Annotated in this window: 23 protein-coding genes; 14 read left to right on the top strand and 9 right to left on the bottom strand. The window is 69.5% G+C overall.

Translation table 11 applies throughout. The features are described from left to right. Positions 1 to 10: 10 nt before the first annotated feature. Entirely contained in the window at positions 11 to 1,093 is a 1,083-nt protein-coding gene (locus tag HF576_RS05000) for a DNA polymerase IV (protein WP_205834728.1), read from the bottom strand. 185 nt (positions 1,094 to 1,278) lie between these two features. Between HF576_RS05000 and HF576_RS04995 the strand changes: the two genes are divergently transcribed. From HF576_RS04995 to HF576_RS04980, 4 genes are all read left to right on the top strand, one after another. Further along, positions 1,279 to 2,664: an HNH endonuclease signature motif containing protein gene (locus HF576_RS04995; protein ID WP_168911630.1), complete on the top strand. Its 1,386-nt coding sequence runs from the start codon at positions 1,279 to 1,281 to the stop codon at positions 2,662 to 2,664. Positions 2,665 to 2,817: 153 nt separating this feature from the next. Further along, on the top strand, positions 2,818 to 3,264 hold the full coding sequence (locus HF576_RS04990) for a DUF6098 family protein (protein ID WP_168911629.1): 447 nt from the start codon (positions 2,818 to 2,820) through the stop codon (positions 3,262 to 3,264). A gap of 17 nt (positions 3,265 to 3,281) precedes the next feature. Beyond that, entirely contained in the window at positions 3,282 to 3,626 is a 345-nt protein-coding gene (locus HF576_RS04985; protein ID WP_168911628.1) for a sugar ABC transporter ATPase, read from the top strand. Positions 3,627 to 3,682: 56 nt separating this feature from the next. Next, entirely contained in the window at positions 3,683 to 4,711 is a 1,029-nt protein-coding gene (locus tag HF576_RS04980) for a glycosyltransferase (protein ID WP_168911627.1), read from the top strand. A gap of 90 nt (positions 4,712 to 4,801) precedes the next feature. Here the strand turns inward: HF576_RS04980 and HF576_RS04975 are convergent, their stop codons facing one another. Further along, entirely contained in the window at positions 4,802 to 6,184 is a 1,383-nt protein-coding gene (locus HF576_RS04975; RefSeq protein ID WP_168911626.1) for a hypothetical protein, read from the bottom strand. Position 6,185: 1 nt separating this feature from the next. After that, the gene (locus HF576_RS04970; protein WP_168911625.1) at positions 6,186 to 6,560 is read right to left on the bottom strand and encodes a PadR family transcriptional regulator; all 375 of its coding nucleotides are present in this window, start codon (positions 6,558 to 6,560) and stop codon (positions 6,186 to 6,188) included. 150 nt (positions 6,561 to 6,710) lie between these two features. Here HF576_RS04970 and HF576_RS04965 point away from each other — a divergent pair, with 150 nt between their 5' ends. Next, positions 6,711 to 7,655 carry an ion transporter gene (locus tag HF576_RS04965; protein WP_205834727.1) on the top strand — a complete coding sequence of 315 codons (945 nt, stop codon included), beginning with the start codon at positions 6,711 to 6,713 and terminating at the stop codon, positions 7,653 to 7,655. A gap of 35 nt (positions 7,656 to 7,690) precedes the next feature. On the opposite strand, the gene HF576_RS04960 is transcribed toward HF576_RS04965, so the two are convergent. Continuing rightward, the gene (locus HF576_RS04960) at positions 7,691 to 8,701 is read right to left on the bottom strand and encodes a substrate-binding domain-containing protein (protein ID WP_168911624.1); all 1,011 of its coding nucleotides are present in this window, start codon (positions 8,699 to 8,701) and stop codon (positions 7,691 to 7,693) included. A gap of 152 nt (positions 8,702 to 8,853) precedes the next feature. On the opposite strand from HF576_RS04960, the gene HF576_RS04955 reads away from it, so the two are divergent. From HF576_RS04955 to HF576_RS04915, 9 genes are all read left to right on the top strand, one after another. Beyond that, positions 8,854 to 10,377, top strand: coding sequence for an ATP-binding cassette domain-containing protein (locus HF576_RS04955; protein ID WP_168911623.1), 1,524 nt, complete (start codon positions 8,854 to 8,856; stop codon positions 10,375 to 10,377). Beyond that, positions 10,374 to 11,411: an ABC transporter permease gene (locus tag HF576_RS04950; RefSeq protein ID WP_168911622.1), complete on the top strand. Its 1,038-nt coding sequence runs from the start codon at positions 10,374 to 10,376 to the stop codon at positions 11,409 to 11,411. Before HF576_RS04955 ends, HF576_RS04950 begins: the two co-directional genes overlap by 4 nt. Next, entirely contained in the window at positions 11,408 to 12,481 is a 1,074-nt protein-coding gene (locus HF576_RS04945; RefSeq protein ID WP_168911621.1) for an ABC transporter permease, read from the top strand. Before HF576_RS04950 ends, HF576_RS04945 begins: the two co-directional genes overlap by 4 nt. Before the next feature lie 32 nt (positions 12,482 to 12,513). Then, positions 12,514 to 13,554 carry a rhamnose ABC transporter substrate-binding protein gene (rhaS, locus tag HF576_RS04940; protein ID WP_168911620.1) on the top strand — a complete coding sequence of 347 codons (1,041 nt, stop codon included), beginning with the start codon at positions 12,514 to 12,516 and terminating at the stop codon, positions 13,552 to 13,554. 229 nt (positions 13,555 to 13,783) lie between these two features. Continuing rightward, positions 13,784 to 14,782, top strand: a complete 999-nt coding sequence (locus HF576_RS04935; protein ID WP_168911619.1) for an ABC transporter substrate-binding protein — start codon at positions 13,784 to 13,786, stop codon at positions 14,780 to 14,782. Positions 14,783 to 14,862: 80 nt separating this feature from the next. Beyond that, positions 14,863 to 16,437 (top strand): sugar ABC transporter ATP-binding protein, encoded by a 1,575-nt coding sequence (locus HF576_RS04930; RefSeq protein ID WP_168911618.1) that lies wholly within the window; start codon positions 14,863 to 14,865, stop codon positions 16,435 to 16,437. Then, positions 16,434 to 17,480 (top strand): ABC transporter permease, encoded by a 1,047-nt coding sequence (locus HF576_RS04925; RefSeq protein WP_168911617.1) that lies wholly within the window; start codon positions 16,434 to 16,436, stop codon positions 17,478 to 17,480. The genes HF576_RS04930 and HF576_RS04925 overlap by 4 nt, the downstream gene beginning before the upstream one ends. Then, a complete protein-coding gene (yjfF, locus tag HF576_RS04920; RefSeq protein WP_168911616.1) occupies positions 17,477 to 18,511 on the top strand; it encodes a galactofuranose ABC transporter, permease protein YjfF in 1,035 nt (344 codons plus the stop codon). The genes HF576_RS04925 and yjfF overlap by 4 nt, the downstream gene beginning before the upstream one ends. 124 nt (positions 18,512 to 18,635) lie before the next feature. After that, positions 18,636 to 19,649 (top strand): LacI family DNA-binding transcriptional regulator, encoded by a 1,014-nt coding sequence (locus HF576_RS04915; protein ID WP_343234165.1) that lies wholly within the window; start codon positions 18,636 to 18,638, stop codon positions 19,647 to 19,649. Between the two features lie 200 nt (positions 19,650 to 19,849). Here HF576_RS04915 and HF576_RS04910 read toward each other — a convergent pair whose 3' ends face one another. The 5 genes from HF576_RS04910 to HF576_RS04890 all read right to left on the bottom strand — a co-directional run bounded on the left by HF576_RS04910 (position 19,850) and on the right by HF576_RS04890 (position 26,390). Beyond that, positions 19,850 to 21,088: an MFS transporter gene (locus HF576_RS04910; protein WP_168911614.1), complete on the bottom strand. Its 1,239-nt coding sequence runs from the start codon at positions 21,086 to 21,088 to the stop codon at positions 19,850 to 19,852. A gap of 161 nt (positions 21,089 to 21,249) precedes the next feature. Next, positions 21,250 to 23,190: a glycoside hydrolase family 127 protein gene (locus tag HF576_RS04905; RefSeq protein WP_168911613.1), complete on the bottom strand. Its 1,941-nt coding sequence runs from the start codon at positions 23,188 to 23,190 to the stop codon at positions 21,250 to 21,252. Then, entirely contained in the window at positions 23,187 to 24,080 is an 894-nt protein-coding gene (locus tag HF576_RS04900) for a carbohydrate ABC transporter permease (protein WP_168911612.1), read from the bottom strand. The genes HF576_RS04905 and HF576_RS04900 overlap by 4 nt, the downstream gene beginning before the upstream one ends. A gap of 11 nt (positions 24,081 to 24,091) precedes the next feature. Beyond that, on the bottom strand, positions 24,092 to 25,033 hold the full coding sequence (locus tag HF576_RS04895) for a carbohydrate ABC transporter permease (RefSeq protein WP_168911611.1): 942 nt from the start codon (positions 25,031 to 25,033) through the stop codon (positions 24,092 to 24,094). 55 nt (positions 25,034 to 25,088) lie between these two features. After that, on the bottom strand, positions 25,089 to 26,390 hold the full coding sequence (locus HF576_RS04890; protein ID WP_168911610.1) for an ABC transporter substrate-binding protein: 1,302 nt from the start codon (positions 26,388 to 26,390) through the stop codon (positions 25,089 to 25,091). Between the last annotated feature and the right edge of the window lie 60 nt (positions 26,391 to 26,450).

Raw genomic sequence — 26,450 nt, 5'->3', positions numbered from 1 at the left:
CCAGGCCGGATCACCAGCCGCTGCGGGTCGGAGTGTGTCCCTCGCGGGCATCGTCGGGCATCGCCATCTCGGCGCGCATGCCGAGAAGGCGAATCGGCCGGTCGGGGTCGATCTTCGCGACGAGCTCCATCGCCTTCTCGACGACCGCGTCGCGATCGGTGGTCGAGGGGATCTTCTTCGTGAACGTCTTCGTGAGGAACGGTGCGTAACGCACCTTGAGCCCGAGGCCCACGACCGGGCGGTCGTCGGCGGCGACCTCGTCGAGCACCTGATCGAGGAGCGTGCGTGCGGCGTCCTCGATCTGGGCCCGTTCGACGATGTCGACCTGGAATGTCGTCTCCTTGCTGTGGCCACGAGGCACCCAGGGTGTGTCGTCGACAACGGAAGAGCCGTCGCCGCGCCCCAATTGCCGGTACCACAGGCCCATGTTCGGGCCGAACTCGCCGATGAGCGGGGCCTCGTCGGCTGCCGCGAGCTGTGTCACGGTCAGGATGCCGAGACCCGCGAGTCGCTTGGACACCTTCGAGCCGACACCCCACAGGTCGATCGTCGGGCGTTCGCCCATCACATCGAGCCAGTTCTCTGCGGTCAGGCGGAAGACGCCGCGTGGCTTGCCGAATCCGGTCGCGACCTTCGCGCGCACGAGCGTGTCGCCGATCCCCACACTGCAATGCAAGCGCGTGCGATCGAGTACCGCCTGCTGCATCCGCCGTGCGTAGCCCTCCGGATCCTCGGTCTCGACACCCACGAAAGCCTCGTCCCACCCGAGCACCTGCACGACGGCTCCCGGTTGCGCGCGCAGCGTCGCCATCACCTGCTCGGACGCGGCGTTGTACGCCTCGTGGTCGACGGGCAGGATCACCGCATCCGGAACCTTTCGCGCGGCGATCCGCAGCGGCATCCCGGATCCGACCCCGTACTCGCGGGCCTCGTACGACGCGGTCGACACGACGGCGCGCTCGGTCGGGTCGCCCCGTCCGCCCACGATGACGGGCTTGCCGGCGAGTTCCGGATGCCGCAGCACCTCGACCGCCGCGATGAACTGGTCGAGGTCGACGTGCAGCACCCAGTTCCGGCGCGACGTCGATGACATGCGCTCAGTCTGCCCGGCGCGGCGGACAGAGTCACGCGCGGTTCCCGAGCAAGGAACAAATATTCGATAGAAGTCAACCCCTTGCGCGTTGAGGGTGTGGTATAGCGCGCCCAAAGAGAACGCGTCCCGTGACTCAAGTCGAAGAAAGATTCGATAAACTGCTCGAACGCATGTACAATGGATGCATGACAGATCCCTTCGCCGGTGTGGAGCAGGCGCTCGCAGACGCGCGCGCGGCGTGGGAGTCTGCGCGTGCCGGCGAGGCGCCGGTGGATGGTCGCAGCGGCGCATCGATTGCGGCGTTGAGTGAGGCGGTCGGGCTTCTGCGCCGCAGCGTGGATGCGGTGCATGTACAGGTTGCGGCCGAAGTCGCGCGGGCGTCGCGTCAAGAACTGGGCAACGCCGGGCTGGCGAAGCAGCAGGGATTCCGCACGCCGGCCGCGATGATCGCCGCGAGCACCGGCACCAGCGTCGGTGAGGCCGCCCGGCTGGTCGCCGTCGGAGAGGCCACGACACCCCGCATGACTCTCACCGGAGCGGAGGCCCCGCCGAAGTACCCGGAGGTCGCCGGCCGGCTGGACGCCCAGCGCATCAGCGTGGCCGCTGCCGCAGCGATCGTCGCCTTGCTCGACAAGGTCGCACTTCGGGTCCCGACGGAGGGGCTCCAGCAAGCGGAGCGGACGCTGGTGCAGCAGGCGTCAGGGCTCGCGCTGGATCAGCTCAACAAGATCCTGCAGCGAGCCGAGGCGTGGCTCGACCCCGACGGGGTGGAGCCGCGCGAGGCGGAGCTGCGCGGCCGGGCGTGGCACTTCCACGAGGACCGCTCCGGAATGCTCGTCATCAGCGCCAAGCTCGACCCCGAGACCGCTGCCCCCGTCAAAGCGGCGATCGAGGCGATGGTCGGTGCGGAGCTGCGCAACCAAGACAGCCGGCGATGTGAACGCGAGGCGGGCGTCGCGTCCGGGCTTCCCGACGAGGACCGGCGGACGATCCCGCAGATGCAGGCAGACGCGATCGCGATGATCTGCCGTCATATGCGGGGCTGCGATTCGAAGGGTGTCCCGACGGGTGGCTCGAGCGTCGTGGTGAGGATCGGACTCGAGCAACTCGTGTCGGGCGAGGGTCACGGCACGATCGACGGCATGGCCCAGCCGGTGTCGGTGGCTACGATTCGCCGGATGGCCGCCGACGCGCAGATCATCCCACTCGTCCTCGGTGGCGACAGTGAAGTCCTCGACTTCGGGCGTGCGAAGCGTCTGTTCACCACGCCGCAGAAGCTGGCGCTCGGCGAGCGTGACGGCGGCTGCGTCGGATGCGGCCTGCCACCCGGTATGACGCAGGTCCACCACCTCCGATGGTGGGACAGAGACACCGGCCCCACAGACCTCGACAACGGGGTGCTCCTCTGCGTGAGATGCCATCACCGCATTCACGACGACGGCTGGGAGATCCGCATCGAGGGGACCGGCGTTCGCGCGAAAGTCTGGCTGATTCCGCCCGTCTACGTGGACCCCACCCGCACCCCTCGCCTCGGCGGTCGGGCCCACCGCGACTACGTTCTGAGCGCTTGAGGTCGGCGCCGTTCGCAACCTCCGATTCTGTGCACGGATGCTGGAGCCCAGGCTGGCCGCCACGCGTACAACGCCGCGCGTCGGCTCGTCAACCCCCGTGCACCCGGTGCGGCAGCATCCGTAGCGTGATCCTTCCCTGAGGAAGGAGTCGTGATGGCAGTCAGCGGACTGTTCGCCAGCGAGACGCTGACCGCATCGATCACGACGCTCGCCGAGCTGGTCGATGTCGTGCAGAGTCACGACCGGGCGTACGTGCGCTACAGCGAGGGACCCGAGCGGGATCGCGACAGCAGCGTCGACACCGAGAGCGGGCTCACGCTGCCGGGGCTCTCGGTGAACCCTCTGCATCCCGAGGAATGGTGGACGAGGCCGCTCGAGGACTGGCTGGCCCGGCAGGTGTGCCAGTACCGGGAGCTGCAGCACAAGAATCCAGACCGCTTCGCGTGGGTGCTGACGGGAACCGAGGTGGGGCGAGGCCCCGACTGCGAACCACTGCTGCGGGAAGTGACCCCGATCGCGCGGCTGGACGACCGGCTGCTCGAAGAAGCCGACCGTCGGTACAAGGCCCGCTTCCGCGCGGGCCAGGGACCGGAAGACTGACAGAGAGGACCACGAGAATGTCTGACACCCTTCCCCCCGAGGTGCCGCCGGCGCCGGACGGGCAGCCTGGCGTGCAGCCGCTGCGCGACGACGACACGTCGATCGAGCCGGATCCCACGCGCGATCCGGCGCAGGCGGACTGGGATCGCACCGAAGCCGTCGACGCGGGCGTGCCGGCGGACGAACTCGACGCGGCGACGGCCACCGGCGACGATCCGGCCCAGCTTCCCGCCGATGACGACGAGGTGCCCGCGGCCGATCTGCCGGGCGAAGGCCGGCAGCCCGAGACGCAGGGCATGTCCCCGGAAGCGGCCGAGCTGGGCGACGAAGGTCAGGGCGACCTCGCGCCCGAGGATCTCTGACGCGTGGCAGACGAACAACGGGCATCGGTGGCGGCAGACATTGCCGAGGTGTCCCCTTGAGGATCCTCATGTGGCCGGTTCACGGCGCCTACACGGATGCGTTCGTGCGGGGCGATCACGAGTACCTCATGCCGGTCGAGCCCGGCGTCGACCTTCCGGGCCCGAGTGCATGGGGCTGGTCGCGGGCGCGAGAGGTCGCCGCCGAGAACCTGCGCGACGAGCACATCGACGTCGTGGTGCTGCAGAGTCCGGACGAGGCGGCGAATGTACGACTGCTCACCGGGATGGTCCCGGGGCGGGACGTCCCCGCCGTCTATCTCGAGCACAACACGCCGGGACCAGGCTCCTGCGTGCATCCGCTGTCGGGCCAGGACGAGGTGCCGATCGTGCATGTCACGCACTTCAACCGGCTGTTCTGGGACAGCGGGCTGGCCCCCACACATGTCGTCGAGCACGGAGTGCCCGATCCCGGCCCGCTGTACACCGGCGAGCTGGAGGGGATCGGCGTGGTCGTCAACGAGCCGGTGCGCCGGTGGCGCGCGACGGGCACCGACCTGCTGCCGGCGTTCGCTCAGGAGGCTCCGGTGGACGTGTTCGGAATGGGCGGCGAGCGGCTCCATGCCGCGTTCCCCGGAGAGCACGGCGTCGTCGCGGCCGGAGACCTCCCGCCGTCGCGGCTGCACCCCGAGCTGGCGCGTCGCCGGGTCTACCTGCATCCCTTCCGCTGGACCTCGCTGGGTCTGTCTCTGCTCGAAGCGATGCACCTCGCCATGCCCGTCGTGGCGCTGGCGACGACCGAGGTCGTGCGAGCCGTGCCTCCTGGCGCCGGCGTCATCTCGACGGACGTCGACGAGCTGCGCCGCGCAGTGCGCGCGTTCCTCGCCGATCCCGAGATGGCTCGAGAGGTCGGGCTCGAGGCGCGCCGGCACGTGCTCGCTCGCTACGGACTCGGGGCATTCCTCGCTCGCTGGGATGCCGTGCTCGACGAGGTGATCGCCTCGCATTGGGCGCGACGGACGCCGCACGTCGCCGCCACGAGCGTCCACGCGCTCCGCACGGCATCTCTCGCGTCCGACGGTCTCTGACGGAGCCTGGTCGAGGCGATCGACGCGGCCGCCTGACACGAAGAGCACGGGACGGATGCCGCGGCCACAGGTCGCGGCATCCGTCCCCGCTCACACGAAGCCGAACAGCGGCGGGAACGCCACCACCACGATGGCGGCCCACGCGAGGTACACCGGCACATAGCCGGTCTGCCACCGTTCGAGCCGGTCGAACGGCGTGCGGCGCATCACGAACCGCAGCTGCAGCCAGCCGGCGCCCGCGAGGTTGGCGACCAGGATGATGTTGAGGCCAAGCGATGCCAGCTTGTTCGGGCTCGCGCCGAATTCCGCGATACGGCCCACCATGGCGACGAGCACCATGATGTCGACGATGAGCGCCGCGGCGATCATCACGAGCTGCAGGCGATCGAACCACGACGGCGGGGCCAGCGGCTCGCGGGCCGACTGCGAGTAGAGCAGCAGCGCGAGCACGACGACCAGCACGATGTCGAACAGGATCAGCAGGTCGCGCTGGCCGAACACCTCCGGCGCGTCGCCCCCGGAGTCGACCAGGTTGCCTTGGAGGAACCCGGCGACGATGAACGCCAGCAGCAGCAGCGTGAACAGAGGCGTGAACAGCCGCGTCAGCACGGGGGCGATGTTCTCGATCACGCTCTGCTTCGCCTCGACGAGCCACGCCGCCACGATGATCGCGCCTGCGGCGCCGCAGGGCACCAGCCAGTCGACGACGAACCGGCTGGCATCGAGGTCGATCGCCGCGAACACCGCGACCGTGAGCCCGATGAGCACGGCGCCGCCGAGCGCGATGAGCACGAAGTACACGAACCATTCGCCGGTGAACCGGATGAAGTCCATGCGCGCTCGCCCCGATCGGACCGCGCCGTTGACGTAGGCGATGCCCGTGACGAGCCACAGCAGCACCACCGAGTGGAGGGCGGCGAGGAACAGCGTCGCCCCGTCGGGAGCGAACGGATACGCGGCCATCATGACCGCGGTCAGCGCGAACGGCACCCCGACGATGACGGTCGTGCGTACCGAAGCGTGCCGTCTCACCAGGAAGCATGCCGCGAGGAAGGGCAGGACCAGCAGCGCGGCGAAGCGTGCGTAGAACGCGCCGTCCGAGGCCCAGTCGATGCCGAACAGCGCGGGCGCCTTGATGGCCAGACCGGCCCCGACCGCCAGGCCGAGCGCGAGCCACAGCGAGCGCCCGCGCGGCTGGGCGGGGGCGTCCGCGAACATGAGCTGCTTCCACAGGCGCTCGGAATGCTCGCGCGCGAACTCACGTGAGAGGTCGTCGAGCGCACCGAGCCGCTTGACGCCGACGAGGAACGCCTCATCAGGAGCGAGACCGGATGCCTCGAGCCGGCCGATCTGCCCGCGCAGGTGGTCTTCGAGCTCGTCGACGTCGCGGCCGGCGATCGCTTCGCGCCGTGACACGTACTCGCGCCACGTCGTGATCTGCTCCTCGACGCGCGGATCCAGGTCGCCGGTCATGTCAGGCACCTCCGAGCGCGGGGGCGCCGGCGAAGGCGCTGCCGCCGTCGCGGTCGGTCCAGACGCGCTGCAGCGCCGTGCTCACGACCCGCCACTGGCGGCGCTGCTCCGCAAAGGCCGCCGTGCCCGAGGCGCTCAGCCGGTAGTGCTTGCGCGGGCGGCCGGTGGGGGAGGCGCCCCACGTGGCCTCGACGTGACCGAGTCGCTCCAGACGATGAAGCAGGGGGTACAGCATCCCGTCGCTCCACTCCAGCTCGCCGTCGGACAGCTCGCTCACGCGCTGCAGGATGGCGTAGCCGTACGACTCGCCCTCGGCGAGGATGCCGAGGACCATCGGGGTCGCGGCGGCGGCGACCAGGTCCTTGCCGATCTTCATGCGGATGCTCCCATACCTAGATCTGTCAGGTACATAGAGCTACAAGGTATCACGAGGTGCGCGCCGCAGCGCATGGGCCGCGGCAGGATGCTCCACAATGGGCACGCGGCCGCTCGTTCCGGTCGCGTGAGCGCAGGCGAAGGAGCCGACATGGCACCACGGCGGCAGCGGGCACCCCGCTCGGAGTTGAAGAACACCGCGTACGAGATCTTCATCGGCATCCTGTCGATCCTGTCGATCGTCAATCTGGTGCTGATGTACGCGCTCGCGTCCGACCCGGCACTGCAGCTGGTGCTGTCGGTCATGAACGGCCTGTTCAGCGTCATCTTCCTGGGCGACTTCATCTACCGCATCAGCACCGCCCCGTCGGCGACGCACTACTTCTTCCGCGGGTTCGGCTGGGCCGACCTGCTGGCGAGCCTGCCCTTCGCGCAGCTGAAGATCCTGCGGATCTTCCGGCTGCTGCGGGTCTACCGGCTGATGCGCGACCTCGGGCCCCGCACCGTCTGGACCACACTCATCCACGACCGGGCGAACAGCGCCCTCATGACGCTGCTGCTCATGGGCATCCTCGTGCTGCAGTTCGGCAGCCTCGCCATCCTCGCCGTCGAGGAGGACGCCGAGGGCTCGAACATCGCGTCGGCCTCCGACGCGCTGTGGTACACGGTGGTCACGATCTCGACGGTCGGGTACGGCGACCAGTTCCCCGTCACGAATGCCGGACGGTTGATCGGCGCGCTCATCATCATCGTCGGCGTCGGCATCTTCGGCACGTTCACAGGCTATCTCGCGAACCTCTTCCTCGGCCCTTCGCGGAGCGAGGAAGGGGCGGATGCCGCGGCCGATGCGCCGACGGAGCCCGACACCGCCGACGCGGCCCGAACCACGACCGACGCGGCGACTCAGGGGATCGCGGCGGGCGCCGTCTCGGGCGCGGTGGCCACCGGCGCCGCGGCGGGCGTCGCCGCGGCCGGGGCGGCGGACGAACCCGCCGCCGATGCGGCCGATGATCGCGAGGCGCGCGTGAGGGCGCTGCTCGCGCAGTCGGAGGCGGCGATGGCGGAGGTGCGCCGGCTGCTCGCCGCCGACCGCTGACGGCCCCGCCACGCCGAGCCGCGGGCCTGCCGCGGTCAGCGGGCTCGGGTCGAGGCCCGGACGACCAGCTCGGGCTGGAAGACGGTCTGACGCGCGATGCTGTCGGGGTCGGTGGCCTCTTCGAGCACGATCCGCAGCGCCGTGCGACCGATCATGCGGCTCGGCTGACGGATCGACGACAGCGGCACCGCGGCGGCGGCTGCGAAGGCGATGTCGTCGAAGCCGATGATCGCGATGTCGTCGGGCACCAGCATCCGTCCATCCACGACCAAGGACTGCAGCAGCCCCAGCGCGAGAAGGTCGTTGGCGGCGAAGAGGGCATCAGGCCACTCGCGCCGCGGGCGCGACACGATGCGCGCGCCCGCGGCCACACCCTCGTCGACGGTCATCGCCGCGGTCGCGACGACCTCGAGATCGATGTGGTCGCCGGCGTTCTCGGCGGCGACGCGGGCGCCTGCCAGCCGGTCGTTCACCTGGCGGATGTCGAAGGGGCCGCCGACGAAAGCGATCCGGCGCCGGCCGGTCTGGATGAGGTGCTCCGCGGCCATGCGGCCACCGACGACGCTGTCCACCGACACCGAGGAGAAGCGGCCGTCGCCGCTGAAGCGATCGACGAGCACGGTGGCGATCCCGCGCGAGCGCAGGCGCTGCAGGCGTGACGTCACATCGCCGTACGGCGCGATCAGCAGCCCGCGCACTTGCTGCTCCTCGAACAGATCGAGGTACAGCTTCTCGCGGCGGTGATCTTCATCGGTGTTCCCGTACAGGATCGCGATGCCGTGCCGGGTCGCCTCGTCTTCGGCGCCGCGCACGACGTCGTTGTAGAACGGGTTCTGCCCGTCCAGCACCACGAAGCCGACCGTGGTGCTGATTCCCGCCCGCAGCTTGCGGGCGGCGTCGTTGCGCACGTAGCCGAGCTCGTCGATCGCCCGGGTCACCTTGTCGACCGACTCGGCCGACACTTCGTCGGGCCGGTTGAGCACGTTCGAGACCGTGCCCACCGAGACGCCCGCGCGTTGCGCGACCTCACGGATGCTGACCGGCACGGCGCCCCCCACTTCCTCGTCGGATCACGATTCGGTCACCGTCGCGGCGCGGGTCAGGCCGGCGACTTGACCGATTTCGTCAGTGGAACTTAGAGTAGCCTGAAATCACCTGAATCGATTCATCTCCCTTCACCTCAACGAGGAGGACCGCCGTGGCAGCCGATGTCGCATCCGCGTCGACGCCCGCACTCCAGCTGCACCGGGTCGTCAAGTCCTTCGGTCCCGTCGTGGCGCTCCGCTCCGGAAGCCTGACGCTCGAGCGCGGCTCCATCCACGCGCTGATCGGCGAGAACGGCGCGGGCAAGTCCACGCTGGTCAAGATCGTGGCCGGCCTTTACCGACGCGATGCGGGAGAGTTCCTCCTCGACGGCGAGCCCGTGGACTTCACCAGCACGGCGCAGTCCAAGGCGGCCGGCATCGCGGTGATCTACCAGGAGCCCACGCTCTTTCCCGATCTGTCGGTGACCGAGAACATCTTCATGGGCCGCCAGCCCACCGGCGCCCTGGGCCGGATCGACCGCAGGGCGATGCGTGCGGAGGCCGTCGAGATCTTCCAGCGCCTGGGCGTCGCGCTCGACCCGGACCGCGTCACCGAGGGTCTCTCGATCGCCGACCAGCAGATCATCGAGATCGCCAAGGCCATCTCGCTCGATGCTCGCGTGCTCATCATGGATGAGCCGACCGCCGCGCTCTCGGGTGTCGAGGTGGAGCGGCTGTTCGCCGTGGCCCGGAGCCTCCGCGACGAGGGCCGTGCGCTGCTGTTCATCTCACACCGCTTCGACGAGGTCTTCGACCTGTGCGACACGGTGACCGTCATGCGCGACGGCTCCTACATCGACACCACCGCCATCGCCGACACCACCGTCGACGACCTCGTGCGCCAGATGGTCGGCCGCGACGTCACCGAGCTGTTCCCCAAGCTCCCCGCCGAGGTCGGCGACGTGGTGCTCGAGGTCGAAGGACTCACGCGCAAGGGCGTGTTCCGCGACATCTCGTTCACGGTCCGGTCCGGCGAGATCGTCGGCCTCGCGGGCCTCGTCGGCGCCGGCCGCAGTGAGGTCGCACGTGCGATCTTCGGTGTCGACGTCTACGAGTCCGGCAACGTGCGGCTCGCGGGCAGGGCGCTGCCCAAGGGCAACCCGCGCCTGGCCACGGCTCGCGGCATCGCATTGGTCCCGGAGGACCGCCGCAAGCAGGGCCTCGTGCTCGACGACGGCGTCTCGCGCAACATCACGCTGGCGATCCGCTCGAAGCTGGCGAAGTGGGGCCTGCTGTGGAGCGGCCGCGAGAACGAGGCGGCCGCGGTGTGGGCGAGCCGGCTCGAGGTGAAGACCGCGGCGCTGGATGCCGAGGCGGGCACTCTCTCGGGCGGCAACCAGCAGAAGGTCGTGCTCGGCAAATGGCTCGCGACCGAGCCGAAGGTGCTCATCGTGGACGAGCCCACGCGCGGCATCGATGTCGGCACCAAGGCCGAGGTGCACCGCCTGCTGAGCCAGCTCGCCCAGCAGGGACTGGCGATCCTCATGATCTCGTCCGAACTCCCGGAGGTACTGGGTATGGCAGACCGCGTGCTCGTCATGCGTGAAGGGCGCCTGACCGGCGAGTTCCCGCGCGCCCAAGCCACGCCGGAGGCTGTCATGTACGCCGCGACCGCCGACGCGGAGGTCGCCCGATGACCGCCACGATCACGCCCGTCCGGCCCGGCTCGAGCGCCGCATCGAAGCTTGTCCGACGGATCGGAACCGCGCGCGAGACCGGCATCCTGATCGCCCTGCTGCTGGTCATCCTCGCTGCGACACTGGCGAACCCGAACTTCCTGTTCTCCTCCGACGGCTTCCGCGACCTGCTGCTCACGCCGTCGCTGCTGCTGCTCGTGGCCGTCGGTCAGGCGGTCGTGATCATCACGCGCAACGTCGACCTCTCGGTCGGCTCGATCGTCGGACTGACCGCCTACCTGACGGGCCGCCTGTTCATCGATTTCCCCGGCCTGCCGATCGTGGTGGTCTTCCTGGGGGGCGTGCTGCTGGGTGCCCTGCTCGGTTTCATCAACGGCGCCCTCGTCGCCTTCGCCCGCGTTCCCGCGCTGGTGATCACGCTCGGCACGATGTACATCTACCGCGGCATCAACGTGGCCTGGACCGGCAGCGACCGCATCAACGCGTCCGACCTGCCGCGCGACTTCCGCGGACTGGGCACCGACTCGCTGCTCGGCATCCCGATCCTGACGATCATCGCCGTCGTGGTGCTGATCGGCGCGGCGTGGTACCTGCGCAATCTGCGCAGCGGCCGCGAGCTCTACGCCATCGGCTCCGACCCCGCCGCCGCGCACCTCTACGGCCTGCGCGTCACGAGCCGGGTGATCTCGGCGTTCGTGGTGTCGGGCGCGTTGTCCGGGCTCGCCGGCGTGCTCTACGCCGCCCGCTACGGCACGGTCAGCTCGGCGGCCGGCTTCGGCTGGGAGCTGCAGGCGATCGGCGCCGCGGTGATCGGCGGTGTCGCGATCTCGGGCGGCGTCGGCACGGTGTGGGGCGCGGCCATCGGGGCCTTCCTGCTGCTCACCATCAACCGCGCCCTGCCGATCCTCGGCATCGATGACTTCTGGCAGCGAGCCGTGGTCGGCGTCCTCATCCTGGGCGCGATCGTGCTCGACCGCGTCCTGGCCGTCAGACAGCATCGAAGGCTCATCGCGCAACGGGAGGAGACACGATGACGACGATGACGGATGCCGCGCCCGCACGTGTCTATCAGGCCCACGCCAAGCCCGCCTGGCGCCGTGCGCTCCTGACCCGCGAAGCGGCGATCATCGCGATCCTGGTGCTGGTGGTCGTGGTGGCGCTCGCCGCGGTGCCCAACTTCGACAGCCCGCTGACGGTGACGTACCTGCTGCGCGACGTCGCACCGATCCTGCTGATCGCGCTGCCGATGACGCTCATCATCATCACCGAGGAGATCGACCTCTCGGTCGCCTCGATCGTGGGCCTGTCGAGTGTGATGACCGGCATCCTCACGCAGGCGGGCCTGCCGTTCCCGGTGGCCGCGGTCGTCGCGGTCCTGGTCGGCACGATCGCCGGCGCCTTCAACGGCTTCCTCGTGACCGTCGTGGGGCTGCCCTCGCTCGCCGTGACGATCGGCACGCTCGCGCTCTTCCGCGGCATCGCAGTCGGGCTGCTCGGCACGACGGCGATCACCGAGTTCCCCGAGGAGTGGACTGATCTGGCCAAGGCCAACATCCCGGGAACGCCCATCCCGGTCATCATGATCCCGTTCGCGGTGCTCGCCATCGTGTTCGCGATCGTGCTGCACTTCACGCCGTTCGGGCGGTCGCTGTATGCGATCGGCCTCAACAAAGAGGCGGCGGCGTTCTCGGGCATCGACGTCGGCCGCACGAAGTTCCTGCTGTTCGTGTTCTCGGGCGCGGTCTCGGGATTCGCGGGCGTGTATTTCACGCTGCTGTACTCCAACGCCCGCGGCGACAACGCGATGGGCATGGAGCTGCAGGTGATCGCGGCGGTGCTGCTCGGCGGCGTCTCGATCTTCGGCGGGCGCGGCGCCCTGCACGGCGTGATCGCCGGCGTGCTGCTCATCGGCACGCTCGGCAGCGCCCTGCGCCTCGCCAACGTCACCAGCGACATCATCAACGTCATCACGGGCGTGCTGCTCATCGTCTCCGTGGTGTCGTCCAGCCTCCTCGCATGGCTCCACTCGCGGCGCGCCGCGGCCATCGGGAAGAGAGAGGGGCGGCGCAGGTCCATGCCGGACTCGCCCGCACCCTCGCAGTGAGCAATCTGTCCGCACCACGAAAGGAAACAAAGATGTTCGGACTTCAGCGCAAGCGCCGGGCCGGCGTCGCCGCAGCGGTCGTGCTCGGGGTCGCCCTCGTCGCCACCGGGTGCGCCGGCGGCACGGGCGGCGACACGGGTGGCGACGGCGGCGATGACGCCAACCTGTCGATCACGATGCTGCCGAAGAATCTCGGCAACCCCTACTTCGACACCTCGACCGGCGGTGCCGAGGAGGCGACCGAGGAGTTCGGCGGCACCTTCGAAGAGGTCGGCCCGAGTGAGGCCAGCCCCACGTCGCAGGTGCAGTACATCCAGACGGCTGCCCAGCAGGGCACCGGCGGTCTGATCGTCTCGGCCAACGACCCCGAGGCGATCTGCGACGCACTCGACGAGGCGCGTGGCGCCGGCGTGAAGGTCGTGACCTTCGACTCCGACACCAACCCCGAATGCCGTGACCTGTTCATCAACCAGGCCACTGCGGAGGGCATCGCCAAGGTCCAGGTCGACCTCATCGCCGAGCAGATCGGCGACGCCGGCCAGATCGCGATCCTGTCGGCCTCGGCCAACGCGACGAACCAGAACGCGTGGATCGAGATGATGGAGGAGGAGCTCGCCGCGAGCCACCCCGACATCGAGCTCGTCGAGGTCGTCTACGGCGACGACGATGATCAGACCTCGTTCGACAAGACTGCCGCCCTGCTGCAGACCTACCCGGAGCTCAAGGGCATCATCTCGCCCACGACGGTCGGCATCGCCGCGGCGGCGCGCTACCTGTCGACGTCGGAGTACAAGGGCACGGTCGCGCTGACGGGCCTGGGCACCCCCAACCAGATGCGCGAATACGTCGAGGACGGGACGGTGACGGCGTTCGCGCTGTGGAACCCGGCCGATCTCGGATACCTCGCAGCGTTCGCGACTCAGGCCCTGATCACGGGCGAGATCACGGGTGAAGAGGGCGACACCTTCGAGGCCGGCAAGCTCGGCGACTACGAGGTGGGCGCGGACGGCGTCGTGCTGCTCGGCGACCCCTTCGTGTTCGACGCGGACAACATCGGCGAATTCGACTTCTGAGTCGCGCCTGTCGGACGCCCGGTCGCCTCGTGCGGCCGGGCGTTCGCCGTGTGAGAATGTTCGCGCTCACATCCGTTACCTGTTCGTTGCACGATTCCCGTACCTGAGCGCTTGTGAACGCTAACAGTGAGCGCTAACATCCTGAATCGCGGCCATTGCCGGCCGCTCCGGAAACCAAGAGCGCTGCGGCACACCTCCGGCGCCCGGATGAACAAGGAGGTTCACTCACATGAAGAAGCAACTGATCTCTCTCGCCGCGGCGGGCGCCCTGGTGCTCGGTCTCGCGGGCTGCGCGACCGGCGGTGGCGCCGGCGGCACCGGCGGGGAGGCCGAGGGCCCGAAGCCGCTCGACGAGCTCGTCGTCGGATTCGCCCAGGTCGGCGCCGAGTCCGGCTGGCGCACCGCCAACACGAAGGACATCCAGGCGGCGTTCGCCGACGCGGGCATCGAGCTGAAGTTCTCGGACGCCCAGCAGAAGCAGGAGAACCAGATCAAGGCGATCCGCTCCTACATCCAGCAGGGCGTCGACTACATCGCCTTCTCGCCCGTCGTCGAGACCGGCTGGGACGCCGTGCTCAACGAGGCGAAGGCCGCAGGCATCCCCGTCGTCCTGACGGACCGCGCTGTGGACTCCAAGGATGAGTCGCTCTACGTGTCGTTCCTGGGCTCGGACTTCATCGAAGAGGGCAAGAAGGCCGGCGACTGGGTGCTCGAGGAGTACAAGGACACGACCGAGCCGGTCAACATCGTCCAGCTCGAAGGCACCACGGGCGCCGCGCCCGCCATCGACCGTGCCGAGGGCTTCGCCGAGGTCATCGCCGAGAACCCCAACCTCGAGGTCGTGGCGAGCCAGACCGGTGACTTCACGCGTGCCGGCGGCAAGCAGGTGATGGAGGCGATGCTCAAGTCGCAGCCCGACATCGACCTGGTCTACGCGCACAACGATGACATGGGGCTGGGCGCGATCGAGGCGATCGAGGCGGCCGGACTCGTCCCCGGCGAAGACATCAAGATCGTCACCGTCGACGCGGTGAAGGACGGCATGCAGGCCCTCGCGGATGGCAAGATCAACTTCATCGTCGAGTGCTCGCCCCTGCTCGGAGCGCAGCTCGTCGAGATCATCGAGACGCTCAACGACGGCGGAACCGTCGAGAAGCGGATCATCACCGAAGAGACCACCTTCACGCAGGAGCAGGCCGTCGAGGCGCTGCCCGACCGCAAGTACTGAACACCGGAGAGAGGGGCGGATGCCACGGCATCCGCCCCTCTTCACCACATACTCACCCGCCCGTTCGACGGAGAACCAGGATGACCGATCACACGCGCCCGCCGGCGCCCGCCGACACCCCGGCGCCCGTCGTCGAGATGACCGACATCTCGATCTCGTTTCCGGGGGTCAAGGCGCTGGACAGCGTCTCGTTCCGCATGTTCCCCGGCGAGGTGCACTCGCTCATGGGCGAGAACGGCGCGGGCAAGTCGACCCTGATCAAGGCGCTCACCGGCGTGTACACGATCGACTCGGGCACCACCCGGCTCGGCGGCGAGGAGGTGTCGTTCCACTCCACCGCGCAGGCGCAGGATGCCGGCATCTCGACCGTCTACCAAGAGGTCAACCTGCTGCCCAACCTGTCGGTCGCCGAGAACATCATGCTCGGGCGCGAGCCGCGACGGTTCGGCTCGATCGACACCCGGCGGATGCGGGCGCAGGCGCGCGAGGTGCTGGAGGGGCTCGGCCTCGATGTCGACCCCGGGTCGCTCCTCGGTTCCCACTCGCTCGCCATCCAGCAGCTGATCGCCATCGCGCGAGCCATCAACATCGACGCGCGCGTCCTGATCCTCGACGAGCCGACATCGAGTCTGGACGCGGACGAGGTCGCGGAGCTGTTCCGCATCATCCGCTCGCTCAAAGAGAGCGGCGTGGCGATCCTCTTCGTCTCGCACTTCCTCGATCAGGTCTACGAGATCGCCGACCGTCTGACGGTGCTGCGCAACGGCCGCCTGGTAGGGGAGTACCTCACGCCCGACCTGTTGCGCATCGACCTCGTGCAGAAGATGATCGGCAAAGAGATCGCGACCCTCGACGACCTCGAGCAGCGGGTCCGGGACGCGGAGGCGGATGCCGGTGACCCGACCGTGTTCCTGCGCGCGCAGGGCATCGGTCGGCGCGGCGCGGTCGCCCCCGTCGACGTCACGATCCACGAGGGCGAGGTCGTCGGCTTCGCGGGACTCCTCGGCTCGGGTCGCACGGAGGTCGCCCGGTTGCTCGGTGGCATCGACCGCGTCGACAGCGGCACCGTCGTCATCCGCGACGAGCCCGCGCGGCTGCGCACGCCGCGGCAGGCGCTGTCGCGCCGTGTCGCGTTCTCGAGCGAGAACCGCCGCGCCGAGGGCGTCGTCGACGAGCTCACCGTGCGCGACAACATCGTCCTCGCGCTGCAGGCCGATCGCGGGTGGTTCCGCCCCATTCCCAAGAAGCGGCAGGACGAACTCGCCGAGAGCTACATCCAGGCGCTCAACATCCGGCCGGCCGACCCCGACGCCGTCGTGCGCAACCTCTCGGGCGGCAACCAGCAGAAGGTGCTGCTCGCCCGATGGCTGGCCGTCGCCCCGCGGCTGCTCATCCTCGACGAACCGACCCGAGGCATCGACATCGGCGCGAAGGCCGAGATCCAGAAGCTCGTGGTGAGCCTCGCCGAGAACGGCATGGGCGTGGTGTACATCAGCGCCGAGCTCGAAGAGGTGCTGCGCCTCAGCCACCGCATCGTCGTCATGCGCGACCGGCGCAAGGTCGCCGACCTCGCCAACGAAGACCTCACCGTCGACAGCCTGCTCGCCCTCATCGCCGACGGCAACGGCGACGACACGGACGGAGTATCCCGATGACCGCCCTCCTCGCCCGCTTCGCCGCCAGCCGGCTCTTCTGGCCGATCGTGATGCTCGCGGTGCTGCTGCTGATCAACGTGATCGCCGTGCCCGGGTTCTTCGCGATCACCCTGCGCGACGGCAACCTCTACGGCAGCCTGATCGACATCCTCCGCAACGGGGCGCCCACGCTCATCGTCGCGATCGGCATGACGCTGGTGATCGCCACGCGCGGCATCGATCTGTCGGTCGGCTCCATCGCCGCCATCTCGGGAGCGGTGGCGTGCAGCATCCTGCTGGGCTCGCCGCAGCCCGAGCACCCGGCGACGGTCGCGACGGCGATCGTGGTCGCCCTCCTCATCTCGCTCGTCCTGGGAGTCTGGAACGGATTCCTCGTCGCGGTGATCGGCATCCAGCCCATCATCGCCACGCTCATCCTCATGACCGCCGGACGCGGCGTGGCGATGCTGATCACCGAGGGGCAGATCCTCACGGTGACGAGTCCGCCGTTCAAGGCCCTCGGCTCGGGCTTCTTCCTGGGCATTCCCATCGCGGTGTACATCGCCGCGTTCGTCTTCATCGTCGCCGCGACACTGACCCGGCGCACGGCGCTGGGCATCATGATCGAATCGGTCGGCATCAACCCCGAGGCTTCGCGCCAGGCCGGCATCCGGGCACGTGGACTGCTGTTCGCGGTCTACACGTTCTCGGCCGTGTGCGCCGCCGTCGCGGGCCTCATCCTCACCGCCAACACCATGGCGGCCGACGCCAACAATGCGGCGCTGTTCATCGAGCTCGACGCGATCCTCGCGGTCGTGATCGGGGGAACCTCGCTCGCCGGCGGACGGTACTCGCTCGCGGGCACCCTGGTCGGCGCGCTGGTGATCCAGACCCTCGTGACCACGGTCTACACCGTCGGCATCCCACCGATCGCGACCATGGTCTTCAAAGCCGCCGTCGTCACCATCGTGTGCCTGCTGCAATCGCCCACGACCAACGAGGCGCTCGCATCGTTCCGGCGAAACCTCGCCGTGCGCGCAGGAAAGGGCGTGGCATCCGCATGACGACTCTCACTCCCACGCCCGCGCCGCCCGCGCTTCGCGTCGCCGCGAAGCCGAGCGCCGCCGCCCGCATCCGCGACGCGTTCACGAGCCCCAAGTACGGCCCTGTCCTTGTGACCGCCTTGCTGTTCGTCGCGGTGTTCGTCGCCGGTGGCATCCGGTATTCCGGCTTCCTGAGCGGTCAGGTGCTGCTCAACCTGTTCGTCGACAACGCCTACCTCATCGTGCTCGCCGTCGGCATGACCTTCGTGATCCTCACCGGCGGCATCGACCTGTCGGTCGGGGCGGTCGTGGCGCTGTCGACGATGATCGCGGCGAGCCTGCTGCAGACCGGGATGCCGCCTGCCCTGGTGATCCCGCTCATCCTGGTCGCCACGAGCGTGCTGGGGCTGCTGGTGGGCCTCATGATCCACTACTTCAAGGTGCAGCCGTTCATCGCGACGCTTGCCGCGATGTTCCTTGCGCGGGGTCTCTGCTACGTCATCAGCCAGAGCTCGATCTCGATCACCGACCCATCGTTCATCGCGCTCGCCGTCGGACGCATCCCGCTCGGCGGGGGCATGTCGATCACCTGGAGCGTCGTGATCGCCGTCGTGGTCGTCGCCGTCGCGGTGTGGGTCCTGCACCGGACTCGCTTCGGCCGCACGGTGTACGCCATCGGCGGCGGAGAGCACAGCGGCATGCTGATGGGCCTCCCGGTGGCGCGCACCAAGGTGCTGGTCTACGTGGTGAGCGGGTTCTGCTCGGGTCTGGCCGGCGTGCTGTTCACGTTCTACACGCTCTCGGGGTATCCGCTCACCGCGATCGGCACCGAGCTCGATGCGATCGCGGCGGTCGTCATCGGCGGCACTCTGCTGGCGGGCGGCTACGGGTTCGTGCTCGGCTCGGTGCTGGGCGTGCTGGTGCTGGGCATCATCCAGACGATCATCACCTTCGAGGGCACCCTGTCGTCGTGGTGGACGAAGATCTTCATCGGCGTCCTCCTGCTGGTGTTCATCGTGCTGCAGCGCGTGCTCACGGCGCGTCGACGATGACGACGCCGGGCGTGAGCAGAGCGCGCCGAAACGGCGTCCGCGTCACGGCGCGGCATCCCTCGACCGCGATAATGGGGGGCGGGGCGTCTGGCGGTCCCGAGGGGAGCGGGCCCAGCACGTGAGCGTGAACGGCGACCGGAACCGCGTCGCGACGATCTTCGACGTCGCGCGCCTGGCCGGTGTGTCGCATCAGACGGTGTCGCGCGTGCTGAACGACCTGCCCAACGTACGACCGGCGACGCGCGAACGCGTCGAAGAGGCGATCAAGCAGCTCCGCTACGTGCCTTCGCAGGCAGCGCGAGCGCTGGTCACCCGCCGGTCGCGGACGATCGGCCTGGTCGCGACCGGCCTGCCCGACTACGGCCCCTCGAGCATCGTGCTCAACTTCAACGAATCGGCGCGCGACGCGGGGTACGCCGTGATCGCGACCAATCCCGCCGATGCGGAACGGGCGACCCTCCGGTCGGCGACCGAGATGCTCATCCGCCAGAACGTCGAGGCGATCGTGCTGCTCGCGGCCGAACGGGCCGCGCTCGACGCATTCGACGGATGGGAGCTGGGCGTGCCGCTCGTGGCGATCGCATCCGAGACGCGGGGGCGCGGCATCCGGGTCGCCCTCGACCAGCGCCAGGGAGCGCGCACCGCCGTCTCGCATCTGCTCGAACTCGGCCATCGCGAGATCGTGCACATCGCGGGCCCACACGGGTCGATGGACGCAGAGGAGCGACTGAGCGGCTGGCGTGACCGCCTGGCCGAGGCCGGCATCGCGGGCGAGGAGCCGATGCGGGGGGACTGGTCGCCGGAGTCGGCGTACCGAATCGGCACGGAGCTGGTCGCGAGCGGGCGGGCGCCGCGCGCCGTGTTCGCCGGCAACGATCAGATGGCGCTCGGGCTGCTGCACGCGCTCGCCGACGCCGGCCTGCGTGTGCCCGGCGACGTGAGCGTGGTCGGCTTCGACGACATCCCCGAGGCCGCGCACTTCTCCCCGCCGCTCACGACCGTGCGGCAGGACTTCGTGGGTCTCGGCCGCGACGCCATGGCCGCCGTCCTCACCCAGCTGCAGGACGAGGAGTCCACGGCGCCGCCGCCGACCCGGGTGCCGCGGCTCGTCGTGCGGGCGAGCACCCGGTCGGTCTGACTACCGCCTGACCCGGGGGCCGATGTTCGGGCGGCAGGAACTGCGGGTTGCACGCGGGTTTGCCGCGTGTTGTGACCCCCGAACGTTAGCGGGGTCTGGGTGGGAGTGTTCGGGTGGCAGGAACTGCGGGGTCGCATGCGGGTTTGCCGCGTGTTGTGCCCCCCGAACGCGCACCGGATGAGGCGAGGCGGGGCGGGGCGTCAGCGGGGCGAGCGCGCCGCGGCCGCGTTCGCCACGCCCGCGGCGAGCACGACGAATGCCGCGACGAGCGGGGCCACCAGCGCCGTGGCGGCGCCGGCCGAGTCCGCCACGAGCCCGGTGATGGCGGATGCCGCGGACTGGCCGACCACGACCGCCGAGCCGAGCATCGTCATGACGGTCGCCGAGCGGCCGTGCGGGCTGTGACCCGCTGCGAGACTGTACTGCGTCACCAGGGTCGGACCGATGCCGATGCCGATGACGAGCAGGCACAGGGTCATGCCGCCTACGGTGCCGACGAACGGCAGCGCCACCGATCCGGCGACGAGGACGCCCGCGAAGGTCAGCCAGCGCGCCGACAGTGTGAAGCGCGCCGGGAAGAGCGCCACGCCGAGCGCGAGGGCCGCCGAGCCGACGCCCATGGCTCCGTAGACCAGGCCTGCCTGCTCGGGCACGCCACGCTCGGCCATGAAGGCCGTGAGAGACGTGAGCATCGCGCCGAAGAACAGTCCCATACCGAGGGCGCCGGCGACCGGTGCGAGCACCCGCAGCCGGAAGAGCTCGCGCGCCGGTGCCTGGTCGGGGCGCTCGCCGCGGGAGGTGACCGCGGTCGCCGCGGTGGGATGCAGCGCGAACGCGCTGACGAAGACCAGCGCGAGCACCGCTGCCCCGATGACGGGCGCGACGGGGCTCAGCGTCGTGGCCAGCAGGCCGACGATCACGGGACCGAACACGAACACGATCTCGTCAGCGGCCGATTCGTACGCCATCGCGCCGTTCACGACCGACGTCCGGCGATCCTTCGGATACGCGCGGCCGATGATCCCGACGAGGCGACTGCGCGAGAGCGGGGCGACCTGCGGCATCGAGGCGCCGATGAAGAATGCGACCACCAGGAGCGCAGCATCCGCCACCGGTGCGAAAGCCAGCCACGCCATCACCGCGAGCAGCAGGCTGTTCACCGTGCCGGCGACCAGCAGCACCCGACGCTGCCCGAACCGATCGGCGGCGGCACCGAGGAGCGGGCCGATGAGCGCCGTGCCGAGCCCGGTCATCGCGCTGGTCAGGCCTCCGAGGGCCAGTGAGCCGCGCGCCGAGACGACGAGGGTCAGGATGCCGACCACCATCATCGCGAACGGCAGACGTGCCACCAGCGCGATCGGGAAGTAAGCGAAGCCGGCCTCGCGGATGAGGCTCGGGCGCCGTGTCGCCGGGGGCGCGGTGAGTGTGGTGGTGTGCATCTGCGGGCGCTTTCTGCCGCCGGTGGCGGGGGTGCTCGTGCCGCCTTGTCCGGGCGGGAACGCGCGCAGACAGGTAGATGCACATCGAGGATGGGCACCGGCAGTCTACCGAAGGAGCCTGGGCGAAGCCCGGACGCCCCCGCCTCGTCCTGATGCCGCCGTCAGGCCACGGGGATCCAGACCCGCATCGTCGAGGGGCCGCGCTCGGCCCATTCGTGGTACGCCACCAGGGGCACCGGCGCGCCGTCCGACGGGACGGGTCGACCGGCCGCGTCGCGGTAGGGCCACGCGGTGTCGCCCTCGGGAAGGCGGACCACATCGATCCATACCCGGCCGTCGCGCTCGACGGGCTCCGCGCCGGTCGCGAGCGCCACCAGCCCGACATCGTCGACGCCCGCGGGTGAGAGATCGACCGACTCGAGCGCCAGCACCTCGGGCCCGCGCTCGACCGCGAAGCAGCCGCGGACCGCGTCGATGCGCGCATCCGGCGCGGTCAGCCGCGGCGCCATGGGCAGTTCCAGCTCGACGACGTCGCCGGGCCGGAACGCCCGGCGCACCTCGGCCACGCCCGGCTCCACCTCACGTTCTTCCGTGCCGTCCGCCGTGTTCACGCGCAGTCGAGCGCCCGAAGCCCAGGACGGCACACGCAGCGACAGTGTCCACGGCGCGTGGCCGCCGGCATCCGTCCGATGGATCACGCGGATCGTGCCGCTCGCCGGGTAGTCGGTCTCCACATCCAGAGCGACCGTGCGTCCGTCGGCGAGCGTCGTGCGGATCGCGGATGGAGCGTACTGATGCAGCTGGATGCCGTCGGCATCGGCCGTCGCGACGTACGCGTCCAGGCTCGCCAGTGTGCGGGCGACGTTCGGCGGGCAGCACGAGACCTCGAACCAGGGGGCGCGCATCGACGACGAGGCGCGGGGTGACACCGCGTCGGGGTCGGCGGGGATACCGGGGACGCGCTGGTGCAGCGTGTTGGCGTAGTAGAACGAGCACCCGTCCGGAGCCGGCGAGGTGGCGATCACGTTGTAGAGGGTGCGCTCGATGAGGTCGGCATAGCGGGCGTCGCCGTCCGCGAGAAGGAGGCGCCACGAGAACATGATCGAGCCCACGCCGGCGCAGGTCTCGGAGTAGGCCCGGTCCGCAGGCAGCTCCCAGTCCTCGCCGAAGGCCTCGTCCTGGTGGTGCGAGCCCTGGCCGCCCGTGATGTAGGTGCGCCTGGCCACGGTGCGGTCCCACTGACTCCGCAGGGACGTCAGCAGCCCGTCGTCGGCGGTGTCGACGGCGACGTCGGCGGCTCCGGCGGCCAGGTAGTTCGCGCGGACGGCGTGCCCGCGCAGCACCTCGGCGTCGCGCACCGGCACGTCATCCTGGAAGTAGCTGCGACCCCACTCGATGTCGCCGAGGGTTCCGTGGCCGTGGCGCTCGATGAACGCCTGGGCCTGCTCGAGATAACGGCGCTCGCCGGTGACGCGGGAGAGCTCGGCGAGGCCCACTTCGACCTCGGCGTGACCGCAGATGCCTTCTCTGCCGTCGGGCCCGAACTCCCGGCACACGAGGTCCGCGGCGCGTCGTGCGATCGAGAGCAGCCCGTCATCGGCATCCGGTCGGGTCCGGGCTCGGGCGACGGCGGCCTGGAAGAGGTGTCCGAGGCAGTACAGCTCGTGGCCCCATTGCAGGGCCGACCAGCGTGCGCCTTGACCCGGCCGGCCGAACATCGTGTTGAGGTAGCCGTCCGGCTCCTGCGCCGCCGCGACGCGCGACACCACCGCCCGGAAGCGCTGGTCGAGTGCGGGGTCGCCGGTGCGGCCGATCTCCCACGCGAGGGCCTCGAGGTATTTGTAGACCTCGGAGTCGGCGAACTCGCGACCACGCCGGCCATCGGGCAGGGAGCCCGCGGCCGCGAGGTCGAAGTTGCCCAGCCATCCCTCTGACTCCAGCTTCGCCTCGATGTGCGCGAGCGTGCGGCGACCGTTGACGCCCTGCCGCTCGCCCCAGAAGCCGCCCGTGATGCGCACCTCGTCCTGGCCCAGCGGCCGGCGAGCGCCGTGCGGGGGAGCGACGGGCGACTGGGGCTGGGTGGTGGTGGTCTGCATGGTCATCCCTTGAACGCTCCCGACATGAATCCGCGGACGTAGTGACGCTGCAGCACCAGGAACAGCAGGATGCAGGGCAGCGCGAGCACGACCACGCCCGCCTCGGTCGCGCCGTAGTCGATCACCCCCTGCACCTGCACCCGGAGGTTCGACACGGCCAGCGGCAGCGTCATCCGGTTGGTATCGGTGATGAGGATGAGCGGCGCCATGAAGTCGTTCCACGCCGCGAGGAAGGCGAACATGCCGACCGTGATGAGCCCCGGCTTGACCGCGGGGATCAGCACGCGTCGCAGCGCCCCGAACGTCGACGCGCCGTCGACCATGGCGGCTTCGTCGAGCTCCCGCGGGACGGACTCGAACGAGATCCGCATCATGAACATCGAGAACGGCAGCTGGAACATCGTCAGCACGATCGCGACGCCGACGAGCGAGTTGCTGAGTCCGACCGCGCTGAGGATGACGTAGAGCGGGATCAGCAGCGTCGCGTACGGAACCATGAGGATCGCCAGCACGGTCAGGAACAGCAGGTTCTTGCCCGGGAACGAGAAGCGCGCGAACGCGTAGCCGCCGAGCGTCGAGACGATCAGAGTGAGCAGCACGGTCAGCAGGGCTACGAAGGTGGAGTTGCCGAGATAGACCCAGATGCCTGCCTGGTAGTTCGCGAGCGCGGCGTAGTTGCCCAGTCCCCAGCCCTCCGGCTGGCTCGTGCCGGCGCGAGGAGCCACCGACGAGACGGCGGTCCAGATGAGCGGGTAGAGGAACATGATCGCGAGCGCGGTGGTGAGGACCGCGTACGGGATGCCGAACACCAGGCGGGCGGCGGAACGTCGATCGCGTTGACGTGGCGAGCGCGTCTGGATGAGCCGCGTGGCCGACGGAAGGGTCTGTGCAGTCATGTCGGGCTCCTTCACTCTTCGTCGGCGCGGCGGAAGGCGCGCAGCTGGAAGACGTTGATGACGATGAGTGCGAGCAGCACGATGACCGACAGCGCGGCGGCGATGCCGAGATTGTTCTGCCCTTGGAAGGCCACGTTGTAGATCAGCTGCACGATCGTCATGGTGCTGTTGTCGGGGCCTCCCTTGGTGAGGATGTAGAACTGCTCGAACGCGAGCAGCGAGCCCGTGACGCACAGCACGATCGTGAGCGCGAACGTCGGACGCAGCAGCGGCACCGTGATGCCGCGGAACGTCTGCCACGTCGATGCGCCGTCGATGCGGGCGGCCTCGTACACGTCGTCGGGGATCGCCTGGAGTCCGACCAGCATGAGCAGCATGTAGAAGCCGGCGTACCGCCACACGATGAGGAAGACCGTGGACCACAGTGCGCCCTCGGGCGTGCCCAGGAACGTGAACCCCCACGCCTGCATGAGGTCGGCGAACGGGCCCGCGTACGGCGAGTACAGCACGTAGAAGAGGAGGGATGCCGAGGCCAGGCCGAGGGCGCTCGGCACCAGGAACGATGTGCGCAGGAGCGATTTCCAGCGCGTGGACTCCTGCACCAGGAGCGCGAGTCCGAGGCCCAGGCCGATCAGCAGGACGGTCGTGATGACGGTGTACTTCAGGGTGAACCAGATCGAGTCCCAGAACAGCCGGTGATCCACCGCGTCGACGTAGTTCTGCGGCAGGTTCCAGCCACGGTTGCCCGCGAGCAGCGGCCAGTCCGACGCCGACATCTGCAGCACCAGCACAAGGGGCACGAGGAACACGAACACGACGAACAGTGCGGTCGGCGAGGCGTAGAGCCAGCCGCGCAGGGCGTCGCGCCGGGCACGCGGCGTACGGCGCCTGATGGCGGGCGTGCCGGGCGGGCTCGAGGCGCGAGTCGACGGGGTCAGGGTGTCGGTGGACATGTCGTTCTCCGGGGGAGTGGGGTGGTGGCCCGGGCGTCCGGGCCACCACCGGGCGTCACTGGGCGAGGATCTCCGTGATCGCGTCATTGTCGGCGTCGACCGTGTCGGTGCCCTCCAGGACGGCATTGCGCACGAGCGTCAGCCAGGGGCTGCCGGGCGCATTGAACGCCTGCTGGAAGTTCAGCGCCACGGGGGTGTCGCCCTCGGATGCCACTTCGTTGATCGTCACCAGGCGCGGGTCCTTGGCCGCGTACTCGTTGTCGGCGAAGTCGGCGCGCGAGACGACGTCGTTGTTCTTCGCCAGCACGTCGACCTGAGCCTCCTCCGACATGAGCCATGTCAGGAAGTTCCACGCCTGTGCGGACTGCTTCGAGTCCTTCGAGACGCCGATCCCGTCACCGCCGACGAACGTCGATGCCCCGCCGTCGACACCGGGGATGCCGGCGACTCCCGCATCGAACGGCGTGGACGACAGCAAGGTCGCCGGGTAGAACATCAGGCCCACGTTGCCCTCGGTGAAACCGGCCGTCCAGGTGGGGCCCGCCTCGTCCTGCGAGCTCGGCAGCACCGCGCCCGACTCCCACAGGTCGCGCCAGGTGCTGTAGATCTCCTGGGCGGCGTCGTTCGCGAGCAGCGACTCGCGACCGTCGTCGCTCAGGACGTCCTCTCCAGACGCCCAGATGCTGGGGAACCACGTGAAGACGAGGCATCCGCCGCAGTTCAGCCCGGTCGCGGTGCCGTACACGCCGTCTTTGCCGAGCGCCTGGATCTTCTTGGCGGCCTCGGCGTACTCCGCCATCGTGGCGGGCGCCTTCTCGGGGTCCAGGCCTGCCTCGGCGAAGAGCTCCTTGTTCCAGAACAGCATCGACAGGTCGAGCACGAAGGGCAGCACGTGCTCCTGTCCATCGGCGTCGGTTCCGGCCGACAAGTGGCCCTGATTGATCTCGTCCTTGTAGTCGAGTTCGTCGATCTGAGCGCTGAGGTTCTGGAACAGCCCCTGCTCGACCCAGTTGGGGACGTAGACGATGTCGGCGGCGAACAGGTCGGGGAGTCCGCCCGACCCGGCAGCGGCACCGACCTTGGCGACGTAGTCGTCGTTCGGGACGACCGTCAGCTCGACCTGATTCTCGTGGCTGGCGTTGTACGCGTCGACGAGCAGGTTCGCCTGCTTCTCGAGCGGTGCGCGCGTCCAGAGCGTGAGCGTGCTGCCGTCGTCGATCCCCTCGGCGGGGATGTCTTCGGGGGCGGTCGTGGCTCCACCTCCGCCGGCGCAGCCGGCGAGGCCGACCAGAGCGCCTGAGAGGAGGAGAGCAGTCGCGGCACGCCAGCCGGCGGCGCGACGTCGGGTGTGGATCATTGCAGTCTCCTTGGCTCGACATTGAGCGTGCGCGTGCGGGTGTGCGAGCGCCGCTGCCGT

It is taken from the genome of Microbacterium salsuginis, assembly GCF_012524205.1.
Classification (GTDB): Bacteria; Actinomycetota; Actinomycetes; order Actinomycetales; family Microbacteriaceae; genus Microbacterium; species Microbacterium salsuginis.
This window is presented reverse-complemented; position numbering and strand designations above follow the sequence as displayed.